Origin of the sequence: Neobacillus sp. C211, from assembly GCF_051842875.1 — a bacterium.
Classification (GTDB): Bacteria; Bacillota; Bacilli; order Bacillales; family Cytobacillaceae; genus Neobacillus.
The window spans coordinates 109,475-133,114 of record NZ_JBPXRO010000008.1; the positions used below are offsets into that span (position 1 = coordinate 109,475).

Sequence of the window (23,640 nt, forward strand, 5' to 3'; positions counted from 1 at the left end):
ACACGCTCACAACCACTTTAGGCTAATTGCACTACAGTTAAGTTTATTCGACAATTAGTATTAATATCCTTTTAAAAAATGAGTGTATGACCCTCTTTGCCCGATATCACCAAAAAAGAAAAAGGTGTCAGGCACCGCAAAAGGACAAATGTCCACGAGCGGTGCCTGACACCATTGTTTATTTATCCCGGCAGTTTTTGCAAACTTTGATGGTTTGGTTTGTTTCTGTTGTATGCGGATATAGTAGCTTGATTCTTGTCCTTTCACACAGCGGGCAGGTTCCCCGGCCATTTGAAGGCATGTAGCTGATTGTTTTCCCTCGGTTTCTCTTTGCCATTTCCATCCATCCCTATCTAGATAAAATCCCGTTTCTTTATCTAATGATGGACTGGCACAAATATTGTTAGGCAAATAATTGTTTTTAGAAAAAAGGTTGTTCCAACGCTATTAATTTCTAAAATAAGGTTAGCCAGATTCCATTTACCATTGTTAATTGGGCATAATTCAAAACCGAATCAATACCGAGCAGCCTTCGCGCTGTCCTCCCAGTGCGGACAAATGAAGCGTTTGTCCATGGACGGTGCCTGACACCCTAAGGTGTCACACCCATGCATTTTTGCTCACCTATCTACATACATTTCAATAAAGATCAAATACTTTCAATGGCTGCACGACAATAAATCACTTTCCATAAGATAGGAGTAAGAGTCGAGACTAAATTTTTTTAGTTGGAAAGGAAAGATGTGGTGCTTCAAGATGAAAAAAAACGGGGCTTATCACGATTTGTTTCAAAATCTTCAGGAGAATGGGCTGTCGTTCGAACAAGTCTTTGAACGGATTGTAACATTCATGAAGTTAGACCCAAGTGGGAACTACCGACTAATGGTTGGCACAGATTCTCAAGTCCATAGATCCACAACTGTTTTTATAACAGGAATTGTGATTCAAAATAAAGGAAAAGGAGTATGGGCGTGCATAAGGAAAGTCATTATTCCAAGAAAAATGACTCACTTACATGAACGGATTTCCCTTGAATTGTCGTTAACTGAGGAAATTGTATCGATGTTCAACGAAGAAAGGAAAAATGAGTTGATCAATCTTGTCCTCCCCTATATATATAAAGGAGCAACCTTCACAATGGAAGGACACATTGATATCGGTGCTGGTAAACGAAACAAGACGAGTGAGTTTGTAAAAGAAATGGTAACGAGAATCGAATCAATGGGGGTTGAACCGAAAATCAAACCAAATGCCTTTGTTGCTTCTAGCTATGCAAATCGTTACACCAAATAAGGGTGTCAGGCACCACGTGGGACAATTGTCCCCTAATGATGCCTGACACCCTTTTTTTACATCCTTATTAAAAGCTTTCCAGTTCAACTTTTACAGTGGTGCCTTTCCCAGGTTGACTGTCGATTTTCATAGTACCATTATGTTCCTGGATGATTTTGTTGCTGACGGTTAGGCCAAGTCCGATTCCTTTATCCTTGGTTGTATAGAAGGGAGTTCCCAAATAGCGCATAAGTTCGCCGTCAATGCCCATCCCTTCATCCGAAAAGCTAATCTGCACTCGTTTGCCTTCTATCCTTTGCACATGAATATTCACATTTCCACCAAACGGCATCGATTCAATTGCATTTTTTAAAAAATTAACAAAAACCTGTTTCAACTGATTGGGATTACAAAGCAAATCAATATTATCCTTTTGGTAATGTCTGATTATTTGCACATTATGTAATAAAGCTTGTGGATGAAGTATATTAACCGTGCTTTCTAAGATTGAATTTAGATTTTCTTGATCAAATTGAATGGCTTGAGGTTTCGCCAACGACATAAATTCATTCACAATCATATCAATACGATCTAATTCGTTCATGATGATTGATAAATAATCACTTTGTTTTTCTTGGTTCCTAGTATCTTTCAAAAGCTTTGAAAACCCTTTCAACGAAGTCAACGGGTTTCGTATTTCATGAGCAACTCCAGCAGCCAATTGGCCAATAATCGAAAGCCGGTCTAAATTTCGGAGGGCATCATCATTTTTTACCCGGTCTGTAATATCCCTTCCCACCGTCACATAGGAATCAATTTCTCCTTGTTCATTAAAAATTGGAGAAATAGTGGTCTCCGAGTATATTACTTCCTTATTACCTGTTTGCAACTTTGTTTGTAGCAGTTGAGGTTCCTTTGTTTCTATTAACCTTTGATAAACTCTTTCAAAATGGTCTATTTCCTCTGGCATGATAAGATCATATACGGTTTTACCTATTAACTGGTCAGGAGTATATCCAATTCCGTTTTCATGAGAAGGAGATGCATAGACAATCTTTTTATCTCTCGAATAGACCTTAATCATATCCGATGTATTTTCAGTTATAAGCTTGTACAGTTCACGTGTCTTTTTTAATTCTCTTTCAATATTTATATGCTCTGTTATATCGCGAAAGATTGCAATAACAGCAATAATTTCCCCACATGAATTTCGAAAGGGAGAATAGGAAACAGCAATATCAAGTATGCTTCCGTCTTTATGGTATCTTTGGGTAACCATATCAGGAAATGCTTCACCACTTTTGACTGATTCAATAATATCATGCACAATGTCAGGATTGGGAAATTCTTCAACTCTTTTTCCGATGACATCGTCCTCTGTATAGCCAAATATCTTCGTATATACGTGGTTCACTCGAATAAACCGATTCTCCATATCGACTATACAAATCGCGTCTGCGGTACAGTCAAGAAATAAGTCAATTAAATCATCCGGACTATAAACCACAGATTCATTCTCTTCCGTAAAAATCGGGAAACTCTTCGACATAGAGATCTCTCCAAACACATCTATTATACTCTTAATCTCCATTTTACAGAGTTTTTCGATAAAGAAAAGAAGTATTTTACAAAATGGTGTCAGGCACCACCGAAAGACACTTAGCCCTATTGTCCGTCCTACACGGACAATTTGAGCTGCTTTAAGTTCATAATAACAAACGCTCGGAGCTTAAGTCCAAGCGTTTGTGGGGTTGTTTCTTGTTTTATAATGCTGCCTCTATTTCTTTGGCCATTGCTTTGACAGACTTTAAGCCTCTACCGCTTAGGTACCATGTGTCTACATCTAGGTAGATAATCTTATCATTCTTAAAGGCAGCAGTTTTTTTAACTAACTCATTTTCAATAATTTCCTTTGCACCAATTTCTCCGCCAACTGCTGTCGCACGGTCAATAAGAAACCCCATCATTTCTATAATTCTAGCGTTCTATTATTGATAATGAAAATCATTATCAATAATTTATAAATTTGATTATAACATTCTGAATTTTGAAGTCAACGTCTAATTGAGAACCTTTTTCAGTAAGATTACCAAAATAAAACATTTACTGAAGAGCCGAATTTCCTAAACAAGACTATATAAAGCCACGTGATGATTAATAAAATAATATTTTCCACACTCATAATGGACTTCCTAACCCTCATAAATTGGGCATTAGGAGGTGAATGTAGTGAAAAAATGGATATTGGCTATATTCCTACCCATTTTGATTTTATTGTCTGGATGCTCCAATGATCCTGTGCAAGATGATTTACTTAATTATGTAAATAAAGAAATGAAGGAAGCGGGGAAATTAGAGAGGGCTGCCGTTTCAGCCTATGAAGGGGTCTCGGGTACAAACTATCAGGATGATCAAACAATGTACGATGTCTTAAATAATGATGTTATTCCAAATTACAACGAATTTATTAAAGCTCTAGATTCTGTAAAGATTAAAACAGATGAGGTAAGAGAAATCCACGAAATATATATTGAAGGGGCGGATATACAGTTTAAAGCCTTTGCAATAATTAAACAGGCGTTAGAAGAACAGGATGCCAATTTGATCCAAAAAGCCAATGATATGTTGGCTGACGCGCGAAAACATATTCGTAATTATCAAACTAAATTGGATAAATTAGCAAAGGAACACGATGTGAATATTGAAAAATAACATTTTCTCCAGACATAAGCTGTAACAAAAATCGAGTCAGTCCTCCAGTTTTAAACATTGGAGGACTGACATTTTTTTAGCATTCCCCATCAAGAGGTGGGCGTTTGCTCTCTATACTCTAGTTTTTCGCATTGGCGGGATTTCGAAATAGGTCAACGTGCGCCACACCCATTCCAATGGGCCGAAGCTGAAGTGGCGCAGCCAAATCGCACTGAACGTAAGTTGAATGACATAAATAGCTAAACAAAAATAAAGTGATTGTAAATAAGTGATATGATCAAATAAATCCAGCACCTTCCCCGCAACTAGGATTAAGATTGTTTGTGAAAGATAATTTGTCAGCGCCATCCGTCCATAGCTCTTTAAAGGTGACAGAACCTTCTGGACAACAGGACAATTCAGAAGCAAAATCATCAGCCCGATATACAAAGCAGAGACAATTGGACCAATCGTGATTCCAATCCGTAAGAATTGCTGCGTTTCTATGGACTCACCACCTGATCCAAATGCAAACGGAGCATGCTGATATTGATAAATAAGACCTGCCACACTTAAAACAAACATCCCCCCTGTGAAAATAGCTGTCACTTTCCATTGATCTGATATTCGTTCAAATAGCCGGTACTGCCCGGCGGCGATTCCTAACAACATCAAAGGAACCACCATAAACATTTTCTGAGCATACAAACTTAGGACGAGCAACATGACCATTCCAAAAACAAGATTTACAACCTTGTTCGCTTTATAAAAAGGTAAAATAATCAGACCGCAAATAGCATAAACCGTTAATGCTTCCCCTGGATGAAATTGCACATGAACTAATCCAAAGATAAACAACACGAGGATTCGCCGTAAAAACAAAACATAGCCATTTTTCCCCTTCGCATTTGCCCTGGAGATAAATATATAAAACCCCACACCAAACAAAAAGGTAAAGATCGTATAAAAGCGACCTTCCACAAATAAGTATAAAAACCTCAAGTACGATGCATCAGAGGTGCTGGGAATTGGTAACTTAACCGACAATAATGGAATGATGTTAACCAGGATAATCCCCATTAGGGCAAATCCCCGTAAATAATCAAGAACATCGATCCGTGTGGATATCTCCTTCGTATTCATCCTAATCAACTCCACTATCATTATAACCGTTAACAAGATATTCAACTATTTTGCTAATCTAAAGAGGCTGACAGCATGCTTCCTGTCAGCCTTTAATATTTTCAGCTTTGCCACAATCGTTCTATCCCTTGATCAGGTGTTAGTAGTTCGTCCAGCGCGGGTGTACTTGGCAAATCCATGGTTTCATTGACCCAGCCTCCCTTTTTCACAGGATTTTTAACATAACCGATGATGTGTCCATAACGAATAATCGCATCCCCACACTTTAAATCCGTAAGTGTTACTTTATGACCTTGAGGTACTCGCTCATTCAGTTTTAGTCCATCTGAAAAAATTGCCCCCTCAGGCAATCCCCCAGTGTTGACAATAATCGCTACATTATCATCAGGATGTACTTTTATGTATAAGGGCTTTTCCATCTCAGTTACGTTCAAAGACATGATTTAGGCTCCTTATAGATTAATAGCTTATTTTTTGATTAAATTGTCCGATATCACTTATATTGTAAACCTGTTAGGAAAATTAACCATTAGTCAATTAAATAATTATTATGATAATTTTTTTTGGACAATTGCAAAACTAACATCTTGGTAAACCCCTTACAAAAATAAGTTCACTGATGGCAAGTTAGTCTCTTCACATCAACTTGGTTTTTTTCCTCTATGAACTTGCACCTCCCTAATTGACCCAAACCAAACACCGCACTTTTTCATACCTTAGTAAAAAAACTGCAACTGAGATGTTTTTAAAATGGAGGTAAACAGAAATATGCTGGAGGTTAGGCAATCTCAATACGGGAGAGGGATTTTCGCGACTCGTGATATTATGAAGGATGAACTTCTAGAGGTGTCACCCGTCATTGTATTCCCTAAAGATGAGTATAAGTATTTGAAAAAAACCAAGTTAATAGACTATGTCTTCTGGTGGGGAACAAATTATGATGACTGTGCATTAGCATTAGGAGTCGGGTCATTATTCAATCATTCCAGCGCACCTAATGCCATTTTTAAAAGAAAATTTAAAAAAGGGACAATCAAATTTTATGCCTATACCGACATTAAGGCAGGCGAGGAAATTAAGATAAATTACAATGGAGACCCTGATGATAAGACACCATTATGGTTTGAGGAAGATTAAAACATTGATATTAATTTATGCCCAGTCGTTAGACTGGGCAAATTTATTATATCTTTTAGGCAATTTACTTTTTCATAACCCGCAGACTAAAATTTGGATAAAAAGAAGCGTAAATAAAATTTCATCGAACGAAAAAGAGAGCACGTTTGCCCTCTTTTTTCACAAGTATTATTTAACTATAGTCAGTTTTTGGCCTATATAAAGAGGTTGATTGGGATCGAGGTTGTTGGCTTTGACGATGGAGTCAATCGTTACACCATTCTTCTGGGCAATCTTCCAGAGAGAATCGCCAGCAATAACGGTGTATACATAAGTTGATACAGTTGGAAGGGTAATAGTAAATTTTGCTACATACCCAGAATCCAAAGTCATGCTGTCTTTCTTGTATTCTATTGAATACCAGTCTCCGATTGCGGAATAAATTTTTATATCTGTATTCATCGGGAGCACGATCTTTGTATCATACTGAGTTCCAGGATAGGTTCTAACATTGACGTTTGTCCTTGTCTTAGCATTTTCGATTGCTTGAATCTCCTGATTGGATGGAACTTTGATTAACGGCTTGGAGACATATCCATTTAGCACCGCCGTAACAATCCTGTACTCTACCTGATACCAATCACCAGTCTCCCCTTTTATGATCACTTCTGAACCGGCAGGGATGGTCCGAAGGATTGTACTTTGAGTAGTAGCCGCCGTACGCAGGTTAGAATTTTTTACAGTCAAACCAAAACCTTCTGTAATCTGAATTAATTTATCACGTGCTTCATACACATTCATATTTCCTGCAAGATCTGTGAGTTTTACAATTGGATAGTAATTTCCACGGATGACATTAAAGCCACGGCTATTTTTTCCATCCCAATAAAAATTGGATGTACCCTTCAAGTGGCGTCCCCAACCGATGGTCTGAACTACCAGGCCGCTTTCATCAACAATGGTTACATCCATTTCTGCCGTTTCACTTATTGTAACTGGAATTTTAATTTGATTCTTCCCATCCTGAACAGAAAGCTGGCTGACTGCTGGTAAATCGATCGTTGCCGTTGGCTTTTCTGTATCTAGCTGGCTTATTTTTGGAACAGCGTACGTATAGAGAAATTGATTAGTCTCCGTTACAAAAATAGTATCTTTAATGACGCCGATTGGCCGTAGACCAGATGCGCCTGTAGTAGGTGTAAGCTGAAGAGTTGAATAAATAAGCTGCCCATTTGCTGAATTAAAGAATTTTATCTTGTTGTAATTTCCCAAAATAATTCTGTCTGAGGCTACGACCATACCGCTTGACCCTCTAATGGTCTGTAGTCCCCCGGCAACGAACTGCTCTGCGTACATGGTCTTCCATTTTTGTACTCCAGTATTTTTATCAATCGCCATGATATTGATCTCATCCAGGACAATTAAAGAATCATTCGTTACAGACAGAGGCTGTGTAAACATACCCGTTAGACTAAACTTCCATAATGTTCTTCCGGTTGCAGCATCCAATGCCCAAATGGTTCTAGTTGTTTTTTTCGTTTCGAAGTAAAGCTTCTCTTCTTTATAGACAGGAGCTCCGTAAATAGGCAAGCTTGAATCAAGATCAAATGTCCAGAGAACAGTGCCGGAAGAGGAATCGAATGCATACATTTTGGATGTCATTTGCACTGGATTCCGTATATTTGCATAAAGTCTATTTCCGCCAGCAGCAAAAACTCCTTCGATTTGCTCTTGGAATTTAAGGGGATAACTCCATTTCTTTTGACCCGTTTTTATATCTACTGTACCAATCGCATCCAGACCCTCGGTGGTTCTGGTGTAATAAAACAATGTATTTTGGTCTATTAAAAGCCTGTTCGCAAAGGTATCAACGGTCCAGAGTGTCAGTGGAGCGTTTCCGTTATCCTGAATCGCATAAAGTTTATTCATAGTTGATGCGTAAACCACTCCGTCTCTTGCTATCAAATCAAGAAAGGCATCCTGGTTTTCTGTTGAAAAATCCCATTTCTCTTTATAAGTGTCCAAGTCGATAGCAGAAAGAATTTTATTCGAAATTCGTTCAACCGAGTACAGCTGATTCTGATTCACGCTAAACAGGGAGGAAGCATTATTAAATGGATCTTTCTTTAACGTCAATAACGTCAAATCTACTGGCATTGTAGCAGTTGAATAATTGGTATTACCCTGGTCGGCTAAATGCAATTCCCAGTTTTGGTCATTAGCCCTTAAGCTACGATTCGTTACTAGCGCCGTTAATTCTGTTATCCTCTGCCTTAATTGTTGGTTTTCAACCTTTAATAGATGATAATCACTTGTGATACTAAAAACCTTTTGTTTTTCATCCCAAGTAACCTTTGCTCCTACCCTGCTTAACTCCGATATCGGCACATAAGTATTGTAAGGGTTATTTCTATAGTAATGATTGAAATACATCATATTTGAACATCACACCTCCATTTTCGTGCACTAATCATTTTATGCACATATACCTACGTGGTGATGTTCAGTTAAGTAAACAAACCAAAGAGCCTTTCCAAAAATGGAAAAGCCCCCTTGATTTAATTGTTTAGATTAGATTTAAACAGTTTGTTGTTGCTGTTGGCGTAGCTTCCGAGCGGCTGACACCATATTTTTTAGCGATGCAATGGTTTCTTCTTCATGACGTGTTTTTAAACCACAATCTGGATTCACCCAGAACTGTTCTTTTGAAATAATTTCTAAACTATCGTTTAAAATCGCATTGATTTCTTCTAGACTTGGTACACGTGGACTATGAATATCATACACTCCTAAACCAATACCAAGTTCATATGGATTTTTTTTAAGAGATTGAATCAACTCCCCATGACTTCTAGACGTTTCGATTGAAATCACATCTGCGTCAAGGGCACGAATCGGCTCAATAAAGTCATTAAACTCGCAATAGCACATATGCGTATGGATTTGTGTTTCATTCTTCACACTAGAAGTTGCTAACTTAAAGGCATTTACCCCCCATGCTAAATAATCAGCCCATTTTTCTTTACGTAATGGCAATCCTTCACGTAATGCCGGTTCATCCACTTGAATAATGGCAATGCCTGCATCTTCTAACGCTGCAATCTCTTCTCTTAGTGCTAAGGCTAGTTGGTTGGCTACTTGTTCACGTGAAATATCATCGCGGACAAAAGACCAATTTAAGATTGTAATAGGACCTGTTAACATCCCTTTCACATACTTAGACGTTAATTGCTGTGCCGCTTCTACTTCCTTCACGGTCATTGGGGCTGTCCACTCGACGTCACCATAAATAATTGGTGGTTTGACACAACGTGAACCATAGGATACAACCCATGCTTTTTCTGTAAAGGCAAAACCTTCTAGCTTTTCTCCAAAGTACTCAACCATATCCGTCCGCTCAAATTCACCATGCACTAAAACATCCAGTCCTATTTCTTCTTGAATTTGAATCCAACGGGCTGTTTCACTTTTTAGAAACGCTGCATACTCAGCATCTGTAATTTCCTTTTTACGCCATGCTGTACGTGTCCGTTTTACTTGATCTGACTGAGGGAAGCTGCCAATGGTTGTGGTTGGATAATCTGGTAAATCTAATGCCCTTTTTTGCAAAGGTTGACGTTCTTTAAACGTCATTGAACGAGCAAAATGCTCTTGTGTTACTTGTAATACTAGCTCTTTCACACGTGCATTTTTCCTTGCCTTATGCTGTGCTAATGCTTCAGTTGCTATCATACTTTGTGACACGCTCTTATTCCCTGTCCAAGCCTCGTCACGGACGTAAGATGTAATATGTGATAACTCAATTATTTTCTCATCGGCAAATGACAAAGCATTTGTCAGTATGGCATCCAGCTTTGTTTCTGCCTTCGTCGTCACAGGTACATGCTGTAAACTACATGAAGACTGAATCCAAGCTTCTTTTACACCGCTTAATAATAAAACAGCTTTTGTATTGAATGCTTTTTCAGCCAAATTTGCCCGCCAAATATCCCGTCCATTTACGACACCAATTCCTAATACTTTGTCTTGTGGGAACCCGTGTTTTCGAAGTGAATCCATATTCTCTTCGGCACCATGTATGAAATCAAGACCAATCCCTGCCACAGGTAATTGAGACAGCTCTTCATACGCTGATAGTCCTTCAAAATAGGTTTGTAACATGATTTGTGCAGCCGGTACTTCTTCTGCTAATTGCTTGTAAATTTCCTGCACTAGTTTTACATCATCAGCAGTTAGTGAAAGGGTTAGTGCTGGTTCTTCCACTTGAATCCACTGTGCCCCAGCCTCTACAAGCTGCTGCAATACTTGAGCATATAACGGTAAGAGTTTTAAAATAAACAATGCTTTGGTTTTGGCATCGTATCCTTTCGCTAAGCTAACAAAAGTAAAAGGACCGATCATTGTAGGCTTTGTAATAAGACCTAATTCCTCTTTGGCTTCTACAAAATAATCTAAAATGTAGTTTTTGGTTAATTGTAATGACTTGCCTTCATACTCAGGTACGATGTAGTGATAGTTGGTGTTAAACCACTTTGTCATCTCACAGGCCACAACATGGCTTGCCCCACGGGCCATTTCGTAATAAGTGGTTAGATCGACTTCACTACCTGTCCACTTATAACGATTTGGAACCATTCCGAACATTGCCGCATGGTCAAGCATGCGGTCATAATTGGTAAAATCCCCAACTGTTAGTAACTCTAAGCCTAATGATTGCTGGCGCTTCAAATTATTCAAACGATTCGTTTTCATCTCGAAAATAAATTGCTCCTCTGATATCGCACCCTTCCAAAAAGATTCTATACAACGTTTCCACTCCCGATTATCACCAATGTACGGGTAACCAATGGCAGTACTAACTAAATTCATTTTTCATTCCTCCTTATTTAAATTTACATATTCCCAAATACAAAAAAAGCCATCTCCACAAAATGGGAAATGGCTTTACAATCAAGTTTAAGTTTTGCTAAAAAAACATGCATAAACATAGCTACTCATAACTCGTTTGTCGTACAAATGAATGTCACCACCTATTTCCACGTAGGTATTTGGTGTGTACTGGAAATTGGCAGGTCTCCTGGCTTATCATCATGGCTCCTCACACCTTCCCATCCTAAGACAGTGGTATTTGTGATTCACTCCGATTTACAGTTGCGGGACAGCGACGGAATTACACCGTTCTTCCCTTTTAAGCCAAGCCTTAGCTTGGCACCAATTCTTACACGATATGTAATTTTCACTAACTATAGCATATTAATAATATGAAGTACATAATTTTCTGAAAAGTAGTCAGTATGATGAGAGTTCTCTCGCTCACCTTAGGATTCTATTTTGCATTCGCATCGGGTTGATGAATTCCGAATATATTGCCTTCGGTATCAATATAGTATCCTTGCCACGCCATTCCAGGCAGGGCATATTTGGCCATTACGACCTTGCCGCCATTCTCAATAATTTTAGCTTCCGTTACATCGTAATTTTCCACTCCCATTGTACAAGCAAATGCATTCAAAGCTTGGTTTGCTTCCGGTGGAGCACTTTGCCGCTGCATCAAAGCACCATTGATCCCAGGTTCATTCTCATCGCCAGTCACTGCTCCAAAGTAAGGCATTCCTGCATACTCACTCCAATCTTGAAATGACCATCCGAATACCTCTCCATAAAACTTCTTTGCCCGTTCCATGTCATTGACATGAATTTCGAAATGAACTAATCTTCCCATGATTGCCTCCTAATTAAAAAAGTAATTATATTCTCTTCTAGCAAGTCAGTACTTATGTATATCTTGAAGTTATGATGCTTCATATTATGTTAGCAAAACTAAGGATGAAGCCAACTTTTCAATTTGAGCCAAAGCCTAATATATTTCCTCTTTATTATAGGATAATTATTGGAATATATTCAATTTTTATAAAAATTAAATAATTTTACTTATTAGTTCCTGTTTAATATTCTTGTCATTTATTGGACGATCTACGACTGATACATAACGTCCACCTTCTTATTATCGGTCACTCTTGGATTAATCTTTTTAAAATTGGACCTGTCATTGGTTATGGTCATATCAAGATGTTGCTGGGTTATACATCCTTTATCTTTCTTTTGGTCACTTTGTTTGCTGGGTACTTACGCAACAAGAAAGCATCAGGATTTCGAAATAAGTCCCACCGAATCATGGCAATGATCTTTACGATTTTTTTCTAGTCCATATGCTTATTCCTATAAAGTAACTTGCTCACATGGACAGCCAGGACATTCAAATACTACTTTAAAACGAATCTCTCTTATCTTTTTAATTAGACGACCAACGACAGAGGAAGATTAGTAATATTAAATAGGATACATGGATTGGTTTTGTCGATAAGATAATAAATGTGTTTTTTAGGGGATAAAAGAAATTCATAAGATTATCTGGAGATGGAATGCAAATTGTTACATATGAAGGTAATTGCTACTATAGAGTTATTTGGATACGGAGCGAAATTGAAGAATTTAGCAAATAATCTTTAAACATTAGCCAAAATACACTCTTACACTCCCTTCTATTTTTGCTGTTCCTAAACAATTCTGTATAAAATTCAGGATTTGTTTTTGATCCCAAGTTAAGAAATCACTTTCTGACAGAGAATTACCATTTTTGTAAAATTGCTTGTAGACATTCATAGCCTTTTCAATTTGTTGTATCGAGAAGATAGAACTGTCGCCTGATCCACTTACTCCTGCATAGTAATTATTTGCATCAAGTAAATTATACAGTATGGTAGCATTATAATTCCCCATGCTAAAACGAGCGTAAGCAATTTCTTTTCCTGCTTTATTGTATCCTGATATATCGTGACCCATTAATTATCCTCCTTCAGATATAAATTTACTTACCAGAAATAATTAGTCTTAGGAAACTTATAATGATAATATGCCTACATGGTTTACCTATCCATTTTGATACCTCCTTCAGATAAAATAATATCACATTAGAATTCATATAAATTTAGTCTTTTCAAAAGCTTTTCTACAATTATGTGAACATAATAGTAAATCATTAAAGTACCTTTAAAAGGCAACACCCAAAGGGTTAGTTGCCTTCTTTTAATATGAGGTGCGCCACATACTCCACATGTATTGAGTGTATGTGGCAACACAAGGGTGGTGGTGGGTTTATTACATTTTTAAGACCTTTTTCTTTCAGAAAACAGACTTTATCAAAACAAAAGTTGCCGGCTGTAACGGAACTTCAAACTGAATAAAAAAAGTACACATGAGTTGATGTGATTCATTTTTTCTCTAACTTTTTGAGAGTTACATCATTTCACTGTCCGCGTCCCATCAACAATCTTTTCCAAAGTTATCAAGTAATGCACGCACTTCATCTGTTGATTTCGTGTTCATCAATTGATTTCTTAATTCACCAGCTCCACGGAATCCTTTGACATAAATTTTAAAAAAGCGATGAAGCCCTGTGATTGAACGTGGCAGTACTTCCGCATATTGATCTTGAAGATCAAGCTGCAGTCTTAAAAGATCAAGGTATTCTTTACTGCTATGGTCTTTTGGCTCTTTTTCAAAAGCAAAAGGATTTTTAAAAATACCTCGCCCGATCATAACGCCATCAATACCATATTGATCAGCAAGCTGCAGCCCAGTTTGACGGTCAGGAATGTCTCCATTGATTGTTAGTAGCGTATTTGGTGCGATACGGTCACGTAATTTTTTGATTTCCGGAATTAGCTCCCAATGCGCATCTACTTGGCTCATTTCCTTTCTTGTACGTAAATGAATAGAAAGGTTCGCAATATCCTGTTTTAAAATATGCGTTAGCCACTCCTCCCACTCATTTACATCCTTATTGCCAAGTCGTGTTTTCACGCTGACAGGCAGTCCGCCCGCTTTTGCTGCTTGAATAAGTTCTGCCGCAACGTCTGGACGCAGAATAAGGCCACTACCCTTCCCTCTCGATGCCACATTCGGTACAGGGCAGCCCATATTAATATCAATGCCTTTAAATCCTAGCTCTGCCATGCCAATACTCATTTGACGGAAATATTCGGGATTATCCCCCCAAATATGTGCCACCATTGGCTGTTCATCTTCTGTAAAAATCAAACGGCCACGCACACTTTTCATGCCCTCTGGATGACAATAGCTATCCGAGTTTGTAAACTCTGTGAAAAATACATCCGGTCGACCGGCTTCACTTACTACGTGACGAAAAACAACATCTGTCACATCTTCCATTGGTGCAAGTACAAAAAATGGTCGTGGTAAATCACGCCAAAAATTATCTATCATTTCAAACTCAAATCCTCTCACTATGGATACAACTTCAAACTCTCGGTCAAAAAATATAAAGCCAAATGTTCCACTTCTTTTATACTTATATCATGCTTAATAACTTCTTATCAAACACAATTACTTCATTCTCTGGTTGAGAAAACCACTTGTAATCACGATGGCACTGTCCATATTCAATACAGTTTTGTTAATCCGTACAAGAAACGTAAAAAGGCAACACCCAAATGGGTTAGTTGCCTTCTCTTAAAATGAGTTGCGACACACACTCCACATGTATGGACTGCTGACTGTAGAAACCGAAATTTATTGACGGATGTAGCTTTGTTCACCTTTTATAAGCGTATTTTATACGTTCTTTAATTTATATATTTAATAGGAAGAAATATAAAACAATACAGTTTCTTATTAAATGCAAGTAAACGATTGAATTTGTCGTAAACTTATTCCCATATAAACCCATCTAAATCCAGTCCAACGCCACCCTGAGACAGAGGTTCGGCCAACGAAGGTTGGATAAAACCAAAATTGCTGAAATCCTCTTAGCCATACATACGTAAATCTGAATAAACATCTTCTGATACTGCCTGGATCAACTGCAAATTGTTCTACTTGTTGTGTTTGTGCGGGAACATAGGATGGCGGCGGTGAAGTTGGCGCTCCAGCCCCTGGCCCTTGACCCGGCGGTGCAAACGGAGGTTGACCGCCAAATTGTCTTTCATCGAGGGCTGCATAGTAATAATTCTCCTCTTGGAATGGAGTTGAATATAAATAAGCTGGCTCACTATATGGATTGCTATAATACAGAGGTATAGGACTAGGATACATAAAATGAACTCCTTTACTTTTTAATCTCACATCATCATATTCTTTAGTCATTGACCTATCAGCTCGTTCTCTCAAAAATGTGTATTTACCTATAAATCTAATTATTTCTTAGTAATAACCCCTCTAGAACAAGCAAAATTGTTAGCTCTTGCATGGTTGTTATCTAAAACTCCATAAGTTTCATTATTAAATCCCTTTACTCATTACATTATATGTAGATAACCAATTTATCTTTGAACGAAATGATGGCGGTGTAGGAGTAAAAGAGATTAAAAAGAGTTTAGGACATACAGACATTAATACAACAATGAACATTTACGCTCATATGACTGCAAATATGTAAGAAAAGGCCTCCACCAGTTCATTAAACTGATGATAGATCCTCTCTAATAAAATGAGCTTTTAGTTATGCTACTCAATTCCATTGTTCTTTTGAATATTACGATACAAAGTCATGCAAGAAATACCAGCCTTCTCGTCAGCATCCGTACGACTCAACCCTTGGTCTATAAGATACAAGGCATACTTAACCTTTTCCTCATCGGTTTTCGGTCTTCCAGGATATTTTCCTCTTTTCCCTGCAGCCAGACTCCCTTCCTTTGTCCCGTTCAGAAGTTAAATCTCTCTCAAATTGAGCAATACCCGCAAAGATAGTAAACAACATTTTCCCAAAGCTGATGATTTGGAGAAATAAAGAGCTGATTTACAAAATCTTTACGTTGGATTTATGTGGAATTAACATTGTTTGATTATGATAAATCCGTAACAAACATTAATAAACATCAAAAATTCCACACTAAATGGAGGCACTTTTTATGAATTACACATTCAAGAAGAATTGTTACAAGTCGATTCAAGCTGTGATGTTAGGAGTGAGTGTACTAGGATTAGCTGCTTGTGGAACGACAAAAGAGCCAACTGCTACAGTTGTTAAGGATCCCAACTCATTATCCTTGAAAGAAATTGAAACAAAAGCCAAAAAAGAGGGCGAAGTGAATAGTGCCGGTATGCCTGATTCATGGGCAAACTGGGGAGAAACATGGGATGAAGTGACGAAAAAATATACATTGAAACACACGGATACAGATTTATCCAGCGCCGAAGAAATTTCTAAAATGGAAGCTGAAAAAGAGAATGCCACTGCGGATATCGGTGATGTAGGGATTTCCTTCGGACCTATCGCCGAACAGAAAAAATTAACCCTCCCTTATAAAACGTCATATTGGAACGATGTACCTGAGTGGGCAAAAGATGACAACGGGGATTGGGTTGTCGGCTACCAAGGAACGATTGCCTTCTTAACGAATAAAGAATTAGTGAAGAATCCGCCAAAATCTTGGGCTGATTTATTAAAAGGAAATTATAAAGTAACCATTGGGGATGTTCAGCGTGGTACACAGAACCAAATGGCCGTTCTCGCTGCTGCAATGGCTTACGGCGGTGACGAAAAACATCTTCAACCAGGAATTGACTTTTTTGCTAAGCTTGCCAAGCAAGGACGTCTTGGCTTAACGGATGCCAAGACGGCAAACATCGAAAAAGGGGAAGTGGAAGTGGCCATTGTTTGGGATTTCAATGCCCTTGGTTATGCTGAACAAATCAATCGTAAACAGTTCGATGCCACCATTCCAAAGGAAGGTTCGGTCGTAAGCGGCTATACCACGATTATTAACAAATATGCGAAGCATCCGTATGCCGCAATGGCCACTAGAGAATATATCTTAAGCGACGAGGGACAAATTAACTTAGCTAAAGGGTTTGCCCGTCCTATTCGCGATAATGTGGAACTTCCGAAAGAAGTAGCGGATAAAATGATTCCAAAAGAAGAGTACAAGAATGCAAAACCAATTAAAGATTACAAAGCCTGGGAAGAAACAGCTAAAACGTTGCCACAGCTTTGGCAAGAAGAGGTGGTAGTCCATGTCAAATAAAGTAATCGCTATTGTTGTCGATGGGATGAGATACGATAAAGCCTGTGAAGCTCTCGGATATATTCAACATCTTGTGGAAACCAATCAGGCAGCACTTTACAAGGTTAAATCGGAGCTGCCAAGTCTTTCCCGTCCACTATATGAAGTGTTGCTTACTGGTACACCGGCATCTGTCAACGGCATTACATCCAATCAAGCTGTTCAACTATCTACCGAGAAAAGTCTCTTTCATCTGACGAAAGAGAACGGTTTAAGGAACGGAACGGTATCGTATTACTGGGTAAGCGAACTTTATAATCGGGCGCCATTCCATTTTATTGAAGATCGTGAGCAAGAGGATGAGTCTAAGCCGATTCAATATGGAAAATTCTATTGGGACGACGACTATCCAGACAGTCATGTGTTAATGGACGCAGAAGCCTTGCGCAGAAAGTATGACCCACACTTTTTATATATCCATCCGCTCGGTGTAGATGTAAAAGGAGAAATTTTCGGTTCAGAATCGAAAGAATATCGTGAACAAATCTTAAAAATTGGAAGCTTGTTGGCACAACTTTTGCCAATTTGGATCAAAGAAGGTTACCACATTTTAATTACATCTGATCATGGAATGAGTGAATATGGCAACCATGGCGGCACAACTGATGGTGAGCGTAATGTACCGCTCTTTATCATTAGTCCAAAAGTTGAGCCTGGCGTCTACAGTGATGTGGTTCCGCAATTAGCTTTTGCACCACTAGTTTGTGAACTTTTAAATATTGAGCCGTCCAATAAAATGATTTCATATCAATTGCCGGGTCTGAAGGGAAAAATTTCCATTTAAAAAAGATACCCTCTTCTACATTAGAATGAAGGTTGACTGGAATTGGTTTAACGAACGTATTGTTAGACCAATTCCCAAATTGTTAGAGAACATAGAGGAGCGAGAAGTCATGCGAAAAATAAAAAAACAAAAAATTTACTTATTAGCTCTTTTACTGCCATTTATTATATTTGTGATTGGATTTGAACTGGGGCCATTAGTGGCAATGATTAAAAATAGTTTTTATGCAGACGATGGAATTCAAGTTACGATTAATCAATATACAACCATATTTAAAAGTAAATTTTACTTACAAGCCATTCAAAATAGCCTTGTCATTTCCTTATTTTCTGCTGTAACTTCTGTGATTATAGCAGTCATTGCAGCCTATTCGTTTACAAAGTTCTCACAAAAAATACAAAATCGCTTACTGATGATTGCCAATATGACCTCAAACTTTGAAGGAATTCCGCTTTCTTTTTCCTATATTATTTTACTTGGAAACAACGGATTGTTTACGCTGCTTTTTTCTAAGATTGGTTTGGATATATTTGCAGACTTTAATTTATATTCTTGGACAGGTCTCATTCTGGTTTATATTTATTTCCAGATTCCGCTTGCTGTTATGCTTATTTACCCATCCTATCAGGGAATTAAAAAACAATGGAAAGAAGCTTCTTCCTTATTAGGTGGAACGAACTTATCCTTTTGGCGCCACATCGGGATCCCGGTTCTTTTACCTAGTATTGCCGGTACATTTAGTATTTTGTTTGCGAATGCGATGGGAGCTTATGCGACAGCCTATGCACTTGTCGGAAGCAACTATAATTTATTTTCCTTGCAAATTGCCTCTTTAGTATCGAGTGACGTTTCCTTAAAGCCTCAGTTGGGCAGTGCGATGGGTGTTCTTCTAGCAGTGACCATGATCGGGGCGATGTGGTTCAATGAACGAATGATGCGTCGCATTAGGAGGGATTTACGATGAAGTCTTCATTAGTGTTTCATAAAGTGATCGTGGGATTGCTTGTTATCTATTTATTAATCCCGCTAGTAGGAACGTTTTTATTCTCGATGGCTGGAAAATGGGATCATACGATTCTACCAGAGAGTTATACGGTGAAATGGTATATCGAATTATTTCAAGATGAACGGTTTTATCAGGCTTTACAACATACCCTGTTTTTAATTGTCGTGACGGTTGGTCTAAGTGTGGTAATTATGCTCCCAACGATTTTTATCATCACTGTCTATTTCGGTAAATGGGAAAAATGGCTTCAAGCAGCCGCTATGCTTCCTTATGGCATACCACCTATTGTTGGAGCTGTAGGATTAATCAAAGTATATTCAGATGGACCGATTCAAATAGCCGGAACACCATGGATTTTAATTGGTGCTTATTTCATAACCATTCTGCCATTTATGTACCAAGGTATTCGCAACAGCCTTCGTACGGTGAATGCGGTCCAGCTTGTCGATGCGGCCGAATTACTTGGGGCCACAAAATTCCAAGCGTTTCGTACAGTTGTGTTTCCCAATATTATCTCTGGTATTTTAGTGTCTACCTTATTATCCGTTGCGCTTTTATTTAGTGAGTTTGCGTTTGCCAATTTGCTTGTCGGGGGCCGATTTGAAACGATTCAAATTTATCTTGCCGATAAACTCAACAGCAGTGGTCACTTAACAAGTGCCATTGTGATTACGTATTACTCTATCATTTTACTTTTAACGGGGACTGTATTAAAACTTACGTTTAGAAAAGAGAAAGCTCCTGTCTTTTCTAATAAGAAACGTTCTCATTCATACCGTCAAAAAAATACAGCTTTAGAAGGTGAAAATTCATGAGCTTTGTAACGATTGATCACGTGACGAAGGGTTATAATCATCAAGTCGTGCTAGAAAATATTTCATTGACATTAAAAAAGGGAGAATTTGCGACTCTTCTGGGACCAAGCGGGTGCGGAAAAAGCACCTTATTACGATCCATTGCCGGACTTGAAGATGCGGATACAGGAAGCATCTTCATTGATGGAAAAGATATTACTCATTTATCACCGCGTAACCGTGAAGTAGGAATGGTGTTTCAATCGTATGCATTATTCCCGAATATGAACGTTTTTGAAAATATCTCTTACGGTCTTAAAATGAAGAAGGCAAAGAATATTAAACCAAGAGTAACCAAGATGATTGAAATGGTGGATTTGATTGGAAAAGAACAGTCCTATCCTCATCAATTATCTGGCGGTCAACAACAAAGGGTGGCACTTGCACGCGCACTTGTTATGGAACCAAAGGTCCTGCTATTGGATGAGCCGTTAAGTGCATTAGATGCAAAAATCAGAAAAAACTTACAAAAGGAATTGAAGAGAATCCAGAAAGAATTAGATATTACCACAATTTTTGTGACCCATGATCAGGAAGAAGCCATGACAATGTCGGATCGGATTTTTGTTATGAATAAAGGAAAAATTGTCCAATCCGGTTCTCCAACAGAAATTTATACCTTGCCAGCCAATACATTTGTGGCGAAATTTATCGGAAATTACAATGTTTTAAATATTGACGTTTTCCGTAAACTTGTTCAAAGTACAGAGTTAGTCGGGAATGAGGTAGCCATTCGTCCTGAAGTTTTACAATTAGTTTCTGCTGGTAAAGATCATTTGGATTTACAAGCGAACTGGGGTATTAAAGGGTTTATTAAAGATGTTACCATGACAGGAAATGTTTTAAGATATGAAGTAGAAACAGCAGCGTCCGCTTTCATTGTAGATGATCTTCATCACCAAGGGAAAATGTTTGAACAAGGAGCACAGGTCCACATTCTTGTACCCAAGAAAGAATGCATTATGTTAGCCAATTAGAATGCGCTTGTACATGTCGCCCCTAGGCGGAAGATTAAGCTTTTCTTAATAGGAGGAAGAAATTATGTCTGTTTTGCCAGAAGAAAGAAAGAATGAAATTTTAAAAGAACTGAACAAAATGGGAAAAGTAAAAGTTATGGAATTAGTTGATCAATTTTATGTTTCAGAGGAAACGATTCGACGCGATTTGATGATATTAGAGGAAAAAGGACTTTTAAAGAGGGTTTACGGTGGAGCGATTAAAAAAGTCTTTGAATTTGAGGAACCTCCATTCACACAGCGTACAACGGTGAATCAAGAAGAGAAAGTTAAGGTTGGGAAAAAAGCAGTAGAACTCATTTCTAACGGAGATGTGATTGTCATTGATGTAGGGACAACCATGCTTGAATTTGCGCAGTGTATTGAAAATATAAAAGACATTACTATTTTAACCAATTCTCTTCCTGTGTCGTCTGTGTTGACCGAATCGCTCAATCAAAATAAGTTTACAGGACAAATTCTATTACTAGGTGGTCAAATTGATCCAATGCAGCAATCTATATGCGGCGGTCTCACTGAACAAATGTTAAATCAATTTAATATTGATAAAGCGTTCATTTCAGCTGGTGGTGTTTCTATTCAAAGTGGGGTTAGTAATTATCATTTACATGAAACATTAGTTTCACGCAAGATGGTCGAGGTATCAAAGCAAGTTGTATTGCTAACGGATTACTCTAAAATTGGTGTCGATACATTTTGTAAAGTTTGTCCTCTAGAAAAAGTCGATGTGATTGTCTGCGAGCAACCATTTCCAGAGGAATGGAGAAATCATTCAAAATTAGAGGAAATCAATTGGATTCAAGCATAGTCAATCCATAAAAGGACATATCGAGACGAAAGAGGGAGTTCTCTCTCTTTTTTGATTAGATTTTTATTAATAACAGGTAAAAAAGCTAGAAAGAAAATTTAATAGATAGAATGAGAAAAGGAGCTATATAGCATGAGTTTCATTGCGATAGATTTAGACGGAACATTATTAAACGACCAGAATGAAATTAGTGAAGAAAATATAAAGGCGATTCAATATGCCCAAGATAGAGGCTTTGAAGTAGTTATTTCAACAGGACGGGCTTATTTTGACGTTCAAACAATTTGTGAAAAAGCCGGGATTTCCCCATTTGTAATCGGGACAAATGGTGCAACCATTCATTCAAAAAGCGGAAAGTGCATTTCTTCTATTACGATTACTAAAGATCGTGTCGAATCTATTCTCCAATGGTTAGATGAACGGAATTATTATTACGAAGTGTTTACTGATAAAGCCATTTATACTCTTGAAAAGGGAAGAGAACATTTCCATAATGAGATTCAAAGATTGAAAAGCGCAGATTTGAATTCAGATATGAAAGAATTAGTTGAAGTAGCGGAAAGGCAATTTGACCAGTTTGGATATGTTTTAGTTGAAAACTATCATGATATCTTAAAACAGGAGGAAGAATTCTATAACATTTTAGCATGTTCTTTTGATAAAAATAAATTAGAGGAAGCATGGAACCAATTCAAAAAGTTTGATGAGTTGATGGTTGTTTCATCTGCTGATCATAACATTGAAATTACTAGTAAAAGAGCTTCAAAAGGGATGGCCCTTGAAAAATTGGTTTTCTCGATGAATGGCTTCTTAGATCAGGCTATGGCAATCGGGGACAGCAACAATGATTTATCCATGTTCCAGAAAGTTGGATACAGTGTAGCGATGGGAAATGCGAAAGATGTCATAAAAGCTGTTTGTACAACGACAACCCTTAAAAATGATGAGAATGGGGTAGCTTATGCGATTTATCGATATATGGAGAACTTCGTGGTTCAATAATAAGTGTCAATGTCGAAGGAGAGAGCGATAAAATGGCATGGATCTATATCATAATGGCAGGACTTTTGGAAATTGTCTGGGTGATCGGTCTTAAATATTCACACGGATTCACCAAAATTATACCTAGTATAGTAACTGTAGTTATTATACTCTTTAGTTTCTTTTTACTTTCAAAAGCTTTACATTCAATTCCCTTAGGAACTGGTTATGCCCTTTTTACTGGATTAGGAACGGTGGGAACAGTAGTAACTGGGATGCTTTTTTGGGGAGAGACCATTAATCCACTGAAAGTATTTTTTGTGGCTTTAATGATATTAGGAATAATTGGAATAAAAATTAGTCCAGCACAACCTAAACATTAAAGAAAATGAATTGATTTATACAAGGTTAGGGGATGATTCAATGGCTTGGTTTTTTCTTCTTATTGCCGGATTTGCCGAGATTGGTAGTGTTATAAGCCTGAAACGTGCAGACGGGTTTAAAAAATTACTCCCCTCTGTAGCGTGTCTTTTTTTTGGGAGTTTAAGCTTTTATTTTCTTTCTTTGTCATTAACTTCTCTTCCAGTGGGGACTGCCTATGCAATATGGACCGGTATCGGCTCTGTTGGAAGTGTTTTAGCAGGAATGATCTTCTTTAATGAACCTAGAAGTTTAAGAACAATCCTATTGATTATGTGTATTATTACAGGGGCTGCAGGTATTAAAATAACTTCTGGACATTAAGATCAAGGTTTTAAGTGTCAATACGTAGATACAGAAAAAAGGTACGATCCTTATGGAGGAGAGCCGGGACCCAGCTTCATTATGGCCTAGAAGGGCAGTCCCGGATTAACAAAAACGCCCTTCCAATTGGAAAGACGCTAC

At 37.9% G+C, this 23,640-nt stretch carries 23 protein-coding genes, 1 pseudogene and 1 riboswitch; of the genes and pseudogenes, 12 read left to right on the forward strand and 12 right to left on the reverse strand.

Going from position 1 to position 23,640, the window contains the following annotated elements:
• Nucleotides 1-60: 60 nt before the first annotated feature.
• Nucleotides 61-411 carry a hypothetical protein gene (locus ACSU6B_RS09865; RefSeq protein ID WP_410884781.1) on the reverse strand — a complete coding sequence of 117 codons (351 nt, stop codon included), beginning with the start codon at nt 409-411 and terminating at the stop codon, nt 61-63.
• Between the two features lie 345 nt (nt 412-756).
• Between ACSU6B_RS09865 and ACSU6B_RS09870 the strand changes: the two genes are divergently transcribed.
• On the forward strand, nt 757-1,293 hold the full coding sequence (locus ACSU6B_RS09870) for a ribonuclease H-like YkuK family protein (RefSeq protein ID WP_214998088.1): 537 nt from the start codon (nt 757-759) through the stop codon (nt 1,291-1,293).
• A 67-nt stretch (nt 1,294-1,360) separates the two neighbouring features.
• Here the strand turns inward: ACSU6B_RS09870 and ACSU6B_RS09875 are convergent, their stop codons facing one another.
• Both ACSU6B_RS09875 and ACSU6B_RS09880 read right to left on the reverse strand, forming a co-directional pair.
• Nucleotides 1,361-2,821, reverse strand: coding sequence for a PAS domain-containing sensor histidine kinase (locus tag ACSU6B_RS09875; protein WP_410884783.1), 1,461 nt, complete (start codon nt 2,819-2,821; stop codon nt 1,361-1,363).
• Between the two features lie 214 nt (nt 2,822-3,035).
• A complete protein-coding gene (locus ACSU6B_RS09880) occupies nt 3,036-3,239 on the reverse strand; it encodes a hypothetical protein (protein ID WP_410884785.1) in 204 nt (67 codons plus the stop codon).
• Nucleotides 3,240-3,501: 262 nt separating this feature from the next.
• On the opposite strand from ACSU6B_RS09880, the gene ACSU6B_RS09885 reads away from it, so the two are divergent.
• On the forward strand, nt 3,502-3,984 hold the full coding sequence (locus ACSU6B_RS09885) for a hypothetical protein (RefSeq protein ID WP_410884786.1): 483 nt from the start codon (nt 3,502-3,504) through the stop codon (nt 3,982-3,984).
• A gap of 111 nt (nt 3,985-4,095) precedes the next feature.
• On the opposite strand, the gene ACSU6B_RS09890 is transcribed toward ACSU6B_RS09885, so the two are convergent.
• Both ACSU6B_RS09890 and ACSU6B_RS09895 read right to left on the reverse strand, forming a co-directional pair.
• Entirely contained in the window at nt 4,096-5,106 is a 1,011-nt protein-coding gene (locus ACSU6B_RS09890) for a DUF418 domain-containing protein (RefSeq protein ID WP_410884788.1), read from the reverse strand.
• 101 nt (nt 5,107-5,207) lie between these two features.
• On the reverse strand, nt 5,208-5,546 hold the full coding sequence (locus tag ACSU6B_RS09895) for a UxaA family hydrolase (protein WP_410884790.1): 339 nt from the start codon (nt 5,544-5,546) through the stop codon (nt 5,208-5,210).
• 328 nt (nt 5,547-5,874) lie between these two features.
• Between ACSU6B_RS09895 and ACSU6B_RS09900 the strand changes: the two genes are divergently transcribed.
• Entirely contained in the window at nt 5,875-6,243 is a 369-nt protein-coding gene (locus ACSU6B_RS09900) for an SET domain-containing protein (RefSeq protein ID WP_410884792.1), read from the forward strand.
• Nucleotides 6,244-6,411: 168 nt separating this feature from the next.
• Here ACSU6B_RS09900 and ACSU6B_RS09905 read toward each other — a convergent pair whose 3' ends face one another.
• From ACSU6B_RS09905 to ACSU6B_RS09935, 7 genes and pseudogenes are all read right to left on the reverse strand, one after another.
• A complete protein-coding gene (locus ACSU6B_RS09905) occupies nt 6,412-8,658 on the reverse strand; it encodes an outer membrane protein assembly factor BamB family protein (protein ID WP_410884794.1) in 2,247 nt (748 codons plus the stop codon).
• A 141-nt stretch (nt 8,659-8,799) separates the two neighbouring features.
• Entirely contained in the window at nt 8,800-11,091 is a 2,292-nt protein-coding gene (gene metE, locus ACSU6B_RS09910; RefSeq protein WP_410884796.1) for a 5-methyltetrahydropteroyltriglutamate--homocysteine S-methyltransferase, read from the reverse strand.
• Nucleotides 11,092-11,272: 181 nt separating this feature from the next.
• Nucleotides 11,273-11,453: riboswitch (cobalamin riboswitch) on the reverse strand.
• A 95-nt stretch (nt 11,454-11,548) separates the two neighbouring features.
• Nucleotides 11,549-11,944 carry a VOC family protein gene (locus ACSU6B_RS09915; protein WP_410884798.1) on the reverse strand — a complete coding sequence of 132 codons (396 nt, stop codon included), beginning with the start codon at nt 11,942-11,944 and terminating at the stop codon, nt 11,549-11,551.
• Nucleotides 11,945-12,735: 791 nt separating this feature from the next.
• On the reverse strand, nt 12,736-13,065 hold the full coding sequence (locus ACSU6B_RS09920) for a hypothetical protein (protein WP_410884800.1): 330 nt from the start codon (nt 13,063-13,065) through the stop codon (nt 12,736-12,738).
• Between the two features lie 480 nt (nt 13,066-13,545).
• The gene (locus ACSU6B_RS09925) at nt 13,546-14,508 is read right to left on the reverse strand and encodes a tRNA dihydrouridine synthase (RefSeq protein WP_410884802.1); all 963 of its coding nucleotides are present in this window, start codon (nt 14,506-14,508) and stop codon (nt 13,546-13,548) included.
• Nucleotides 14,509-14,916: 408 nt separating this feature from the next.
• Nucleotides 14,917-15,387 (reverse strand): hypothetical protein, encoded by a 471-nt coding sequence (locus ACSU6B_RS09930; protein ID WP_410884803.1) that lies wholly within the window; start codon nt 15,385-15,387, stop codon nt 14,917-14,919.
• 360 nt (nt 15,388-15,747) lie between these two features.
• Nucleotides 15,748-16,006 (reverse strand): annotated as a pseudogene (locus tag ACSU6B_RS09935) (recombinase family protein); the annotation flags it as partial.
• A gap of 145 nt (nt 16,007-16,151) precedes the next feature.
• On the opposite strand from ACSU6B_RS09935, the gene ACSU6B_RS09940 reads away from it, so the two are divergent.
• The 9 genes from ACSU6B_RS09940 (at nt 16,152) to ACSU6B_RS09980 (ending at nt 23,499) form a co-directional block, all read left to right on the forward strand.
• On the forward strand, nt 16,152-17,267 hold the full coding sequence (locus ACSU6B_RS09940) for an ABC transporter substrate-binding protein (RefSeq protein WP_410884805.1): 1,116 nt from the start codon (nt 16,152-16,154) through the stop codon (nt 17,265-17,267).
• Entirely contained in the window at nt 17,257-18,090 is an 834-nt protein-coding gene (locus ACSU6B_RS09945) for an alkaline phosphatase family protein (protein WP_410884807.1), read from the forward strand. The genes ACSU6B_RS09940 and ACSU6B_RS09945 overlap by 11 nt, the downstream gene beginning before the upstream one ends.
• A gap of 109 nt (nt 18,091-18,199) precedes the next feature.
• Nucleotides 18,200-19,054: an ABC transporter permease gene (locus tag ACSU6B_RS09950; protein WP_410884809.1), complete on the forward strand. Its 855-nt coding sequence runs from the start codon at nt 18,200-18,202 to the stop codon at nt 19,052-19,054.
• Nucleotides 19,051-19,911, forward strand: coding sequence for an ABC transporter permease (locus tag ACSU6B_RS09955; RefSeq protein WP_410884811.1), 861 nt, complete (start codon nt 19,051-19,053; stop codon nt 19,909-19,911). The genes ACSU6B_RS09950 and ACSU6B_RS09955 overlap by 4 nt, the downstream gene beginning before the upstream one ends.
• On the forward strand, nt 19,908-20,927 hold the full coding sequence (locus tag ACSU6B_RS09960; RefSeq protein ID WP_410884813.1) for an ABC transporter ATP-binding protein: 1,020 nt from the start codon (nt 19,908-19,910) through the stop codon (nt 20,925-20,927). The genes ACSU6B_RS09955 and ACSU6B_RS09960 overlap by 4 nt, the downstream gene beginning before the upstream one ends.
• A gap of 64 nt (nt 20,928-20,991) precedes the next feature.
• Nucleotides 20,992-21,774 carry a DeoR/GlpR family DNA-binding transcription regulator gene (locus ACSU6B_RS09965; protein WP_410884815.1) on the forward strand — a complete coding sequence of 261 codons (783 nt, stop codon included), beginning with the start codon at nt 20,992-20,994 and terminating at the stop codon, nt 21,772-21,774.
• Between the two features lie 132 nt (nt 21,775-21,906).
• Entirely contained in the window at nt 21,907-22,776 is an 870-nt protein-coding gene (locus ACSU6B_RS09970) for a Cof-type HAD-IIB family hydrolase (RefSeq protein WP_410884817.1), read from the forward strand.
• A gap of 32 nt (nt 22,777-22,808) precedes the next feature.
• Nucleotides 22,809-23,138 carry a DMT family transporter gene (locus ACSU6B_RS09975; protein WP_410884818.1) on the forward strand — a complete coding sequence of 110 codons (330 nt, stop codon included), beginning with the start codon at nt 22,809-22,811 and terminating at the stop codon, nt 23,136-23,138.
• 40 nt (nt 23,139-23,178) lie between these two features.
• A complete protein-coding gene (locus ACSU6B_RS09980) occupies nt 23,179-23,499 on the forward strand; it encodes a DMT family transporter (RefSeq protein WP_410884820.1) in 321 nt (106 codons plus the stop codon).
• Nucleotides 23,500-23,640 lie beyond the last annotated feature (141 nt).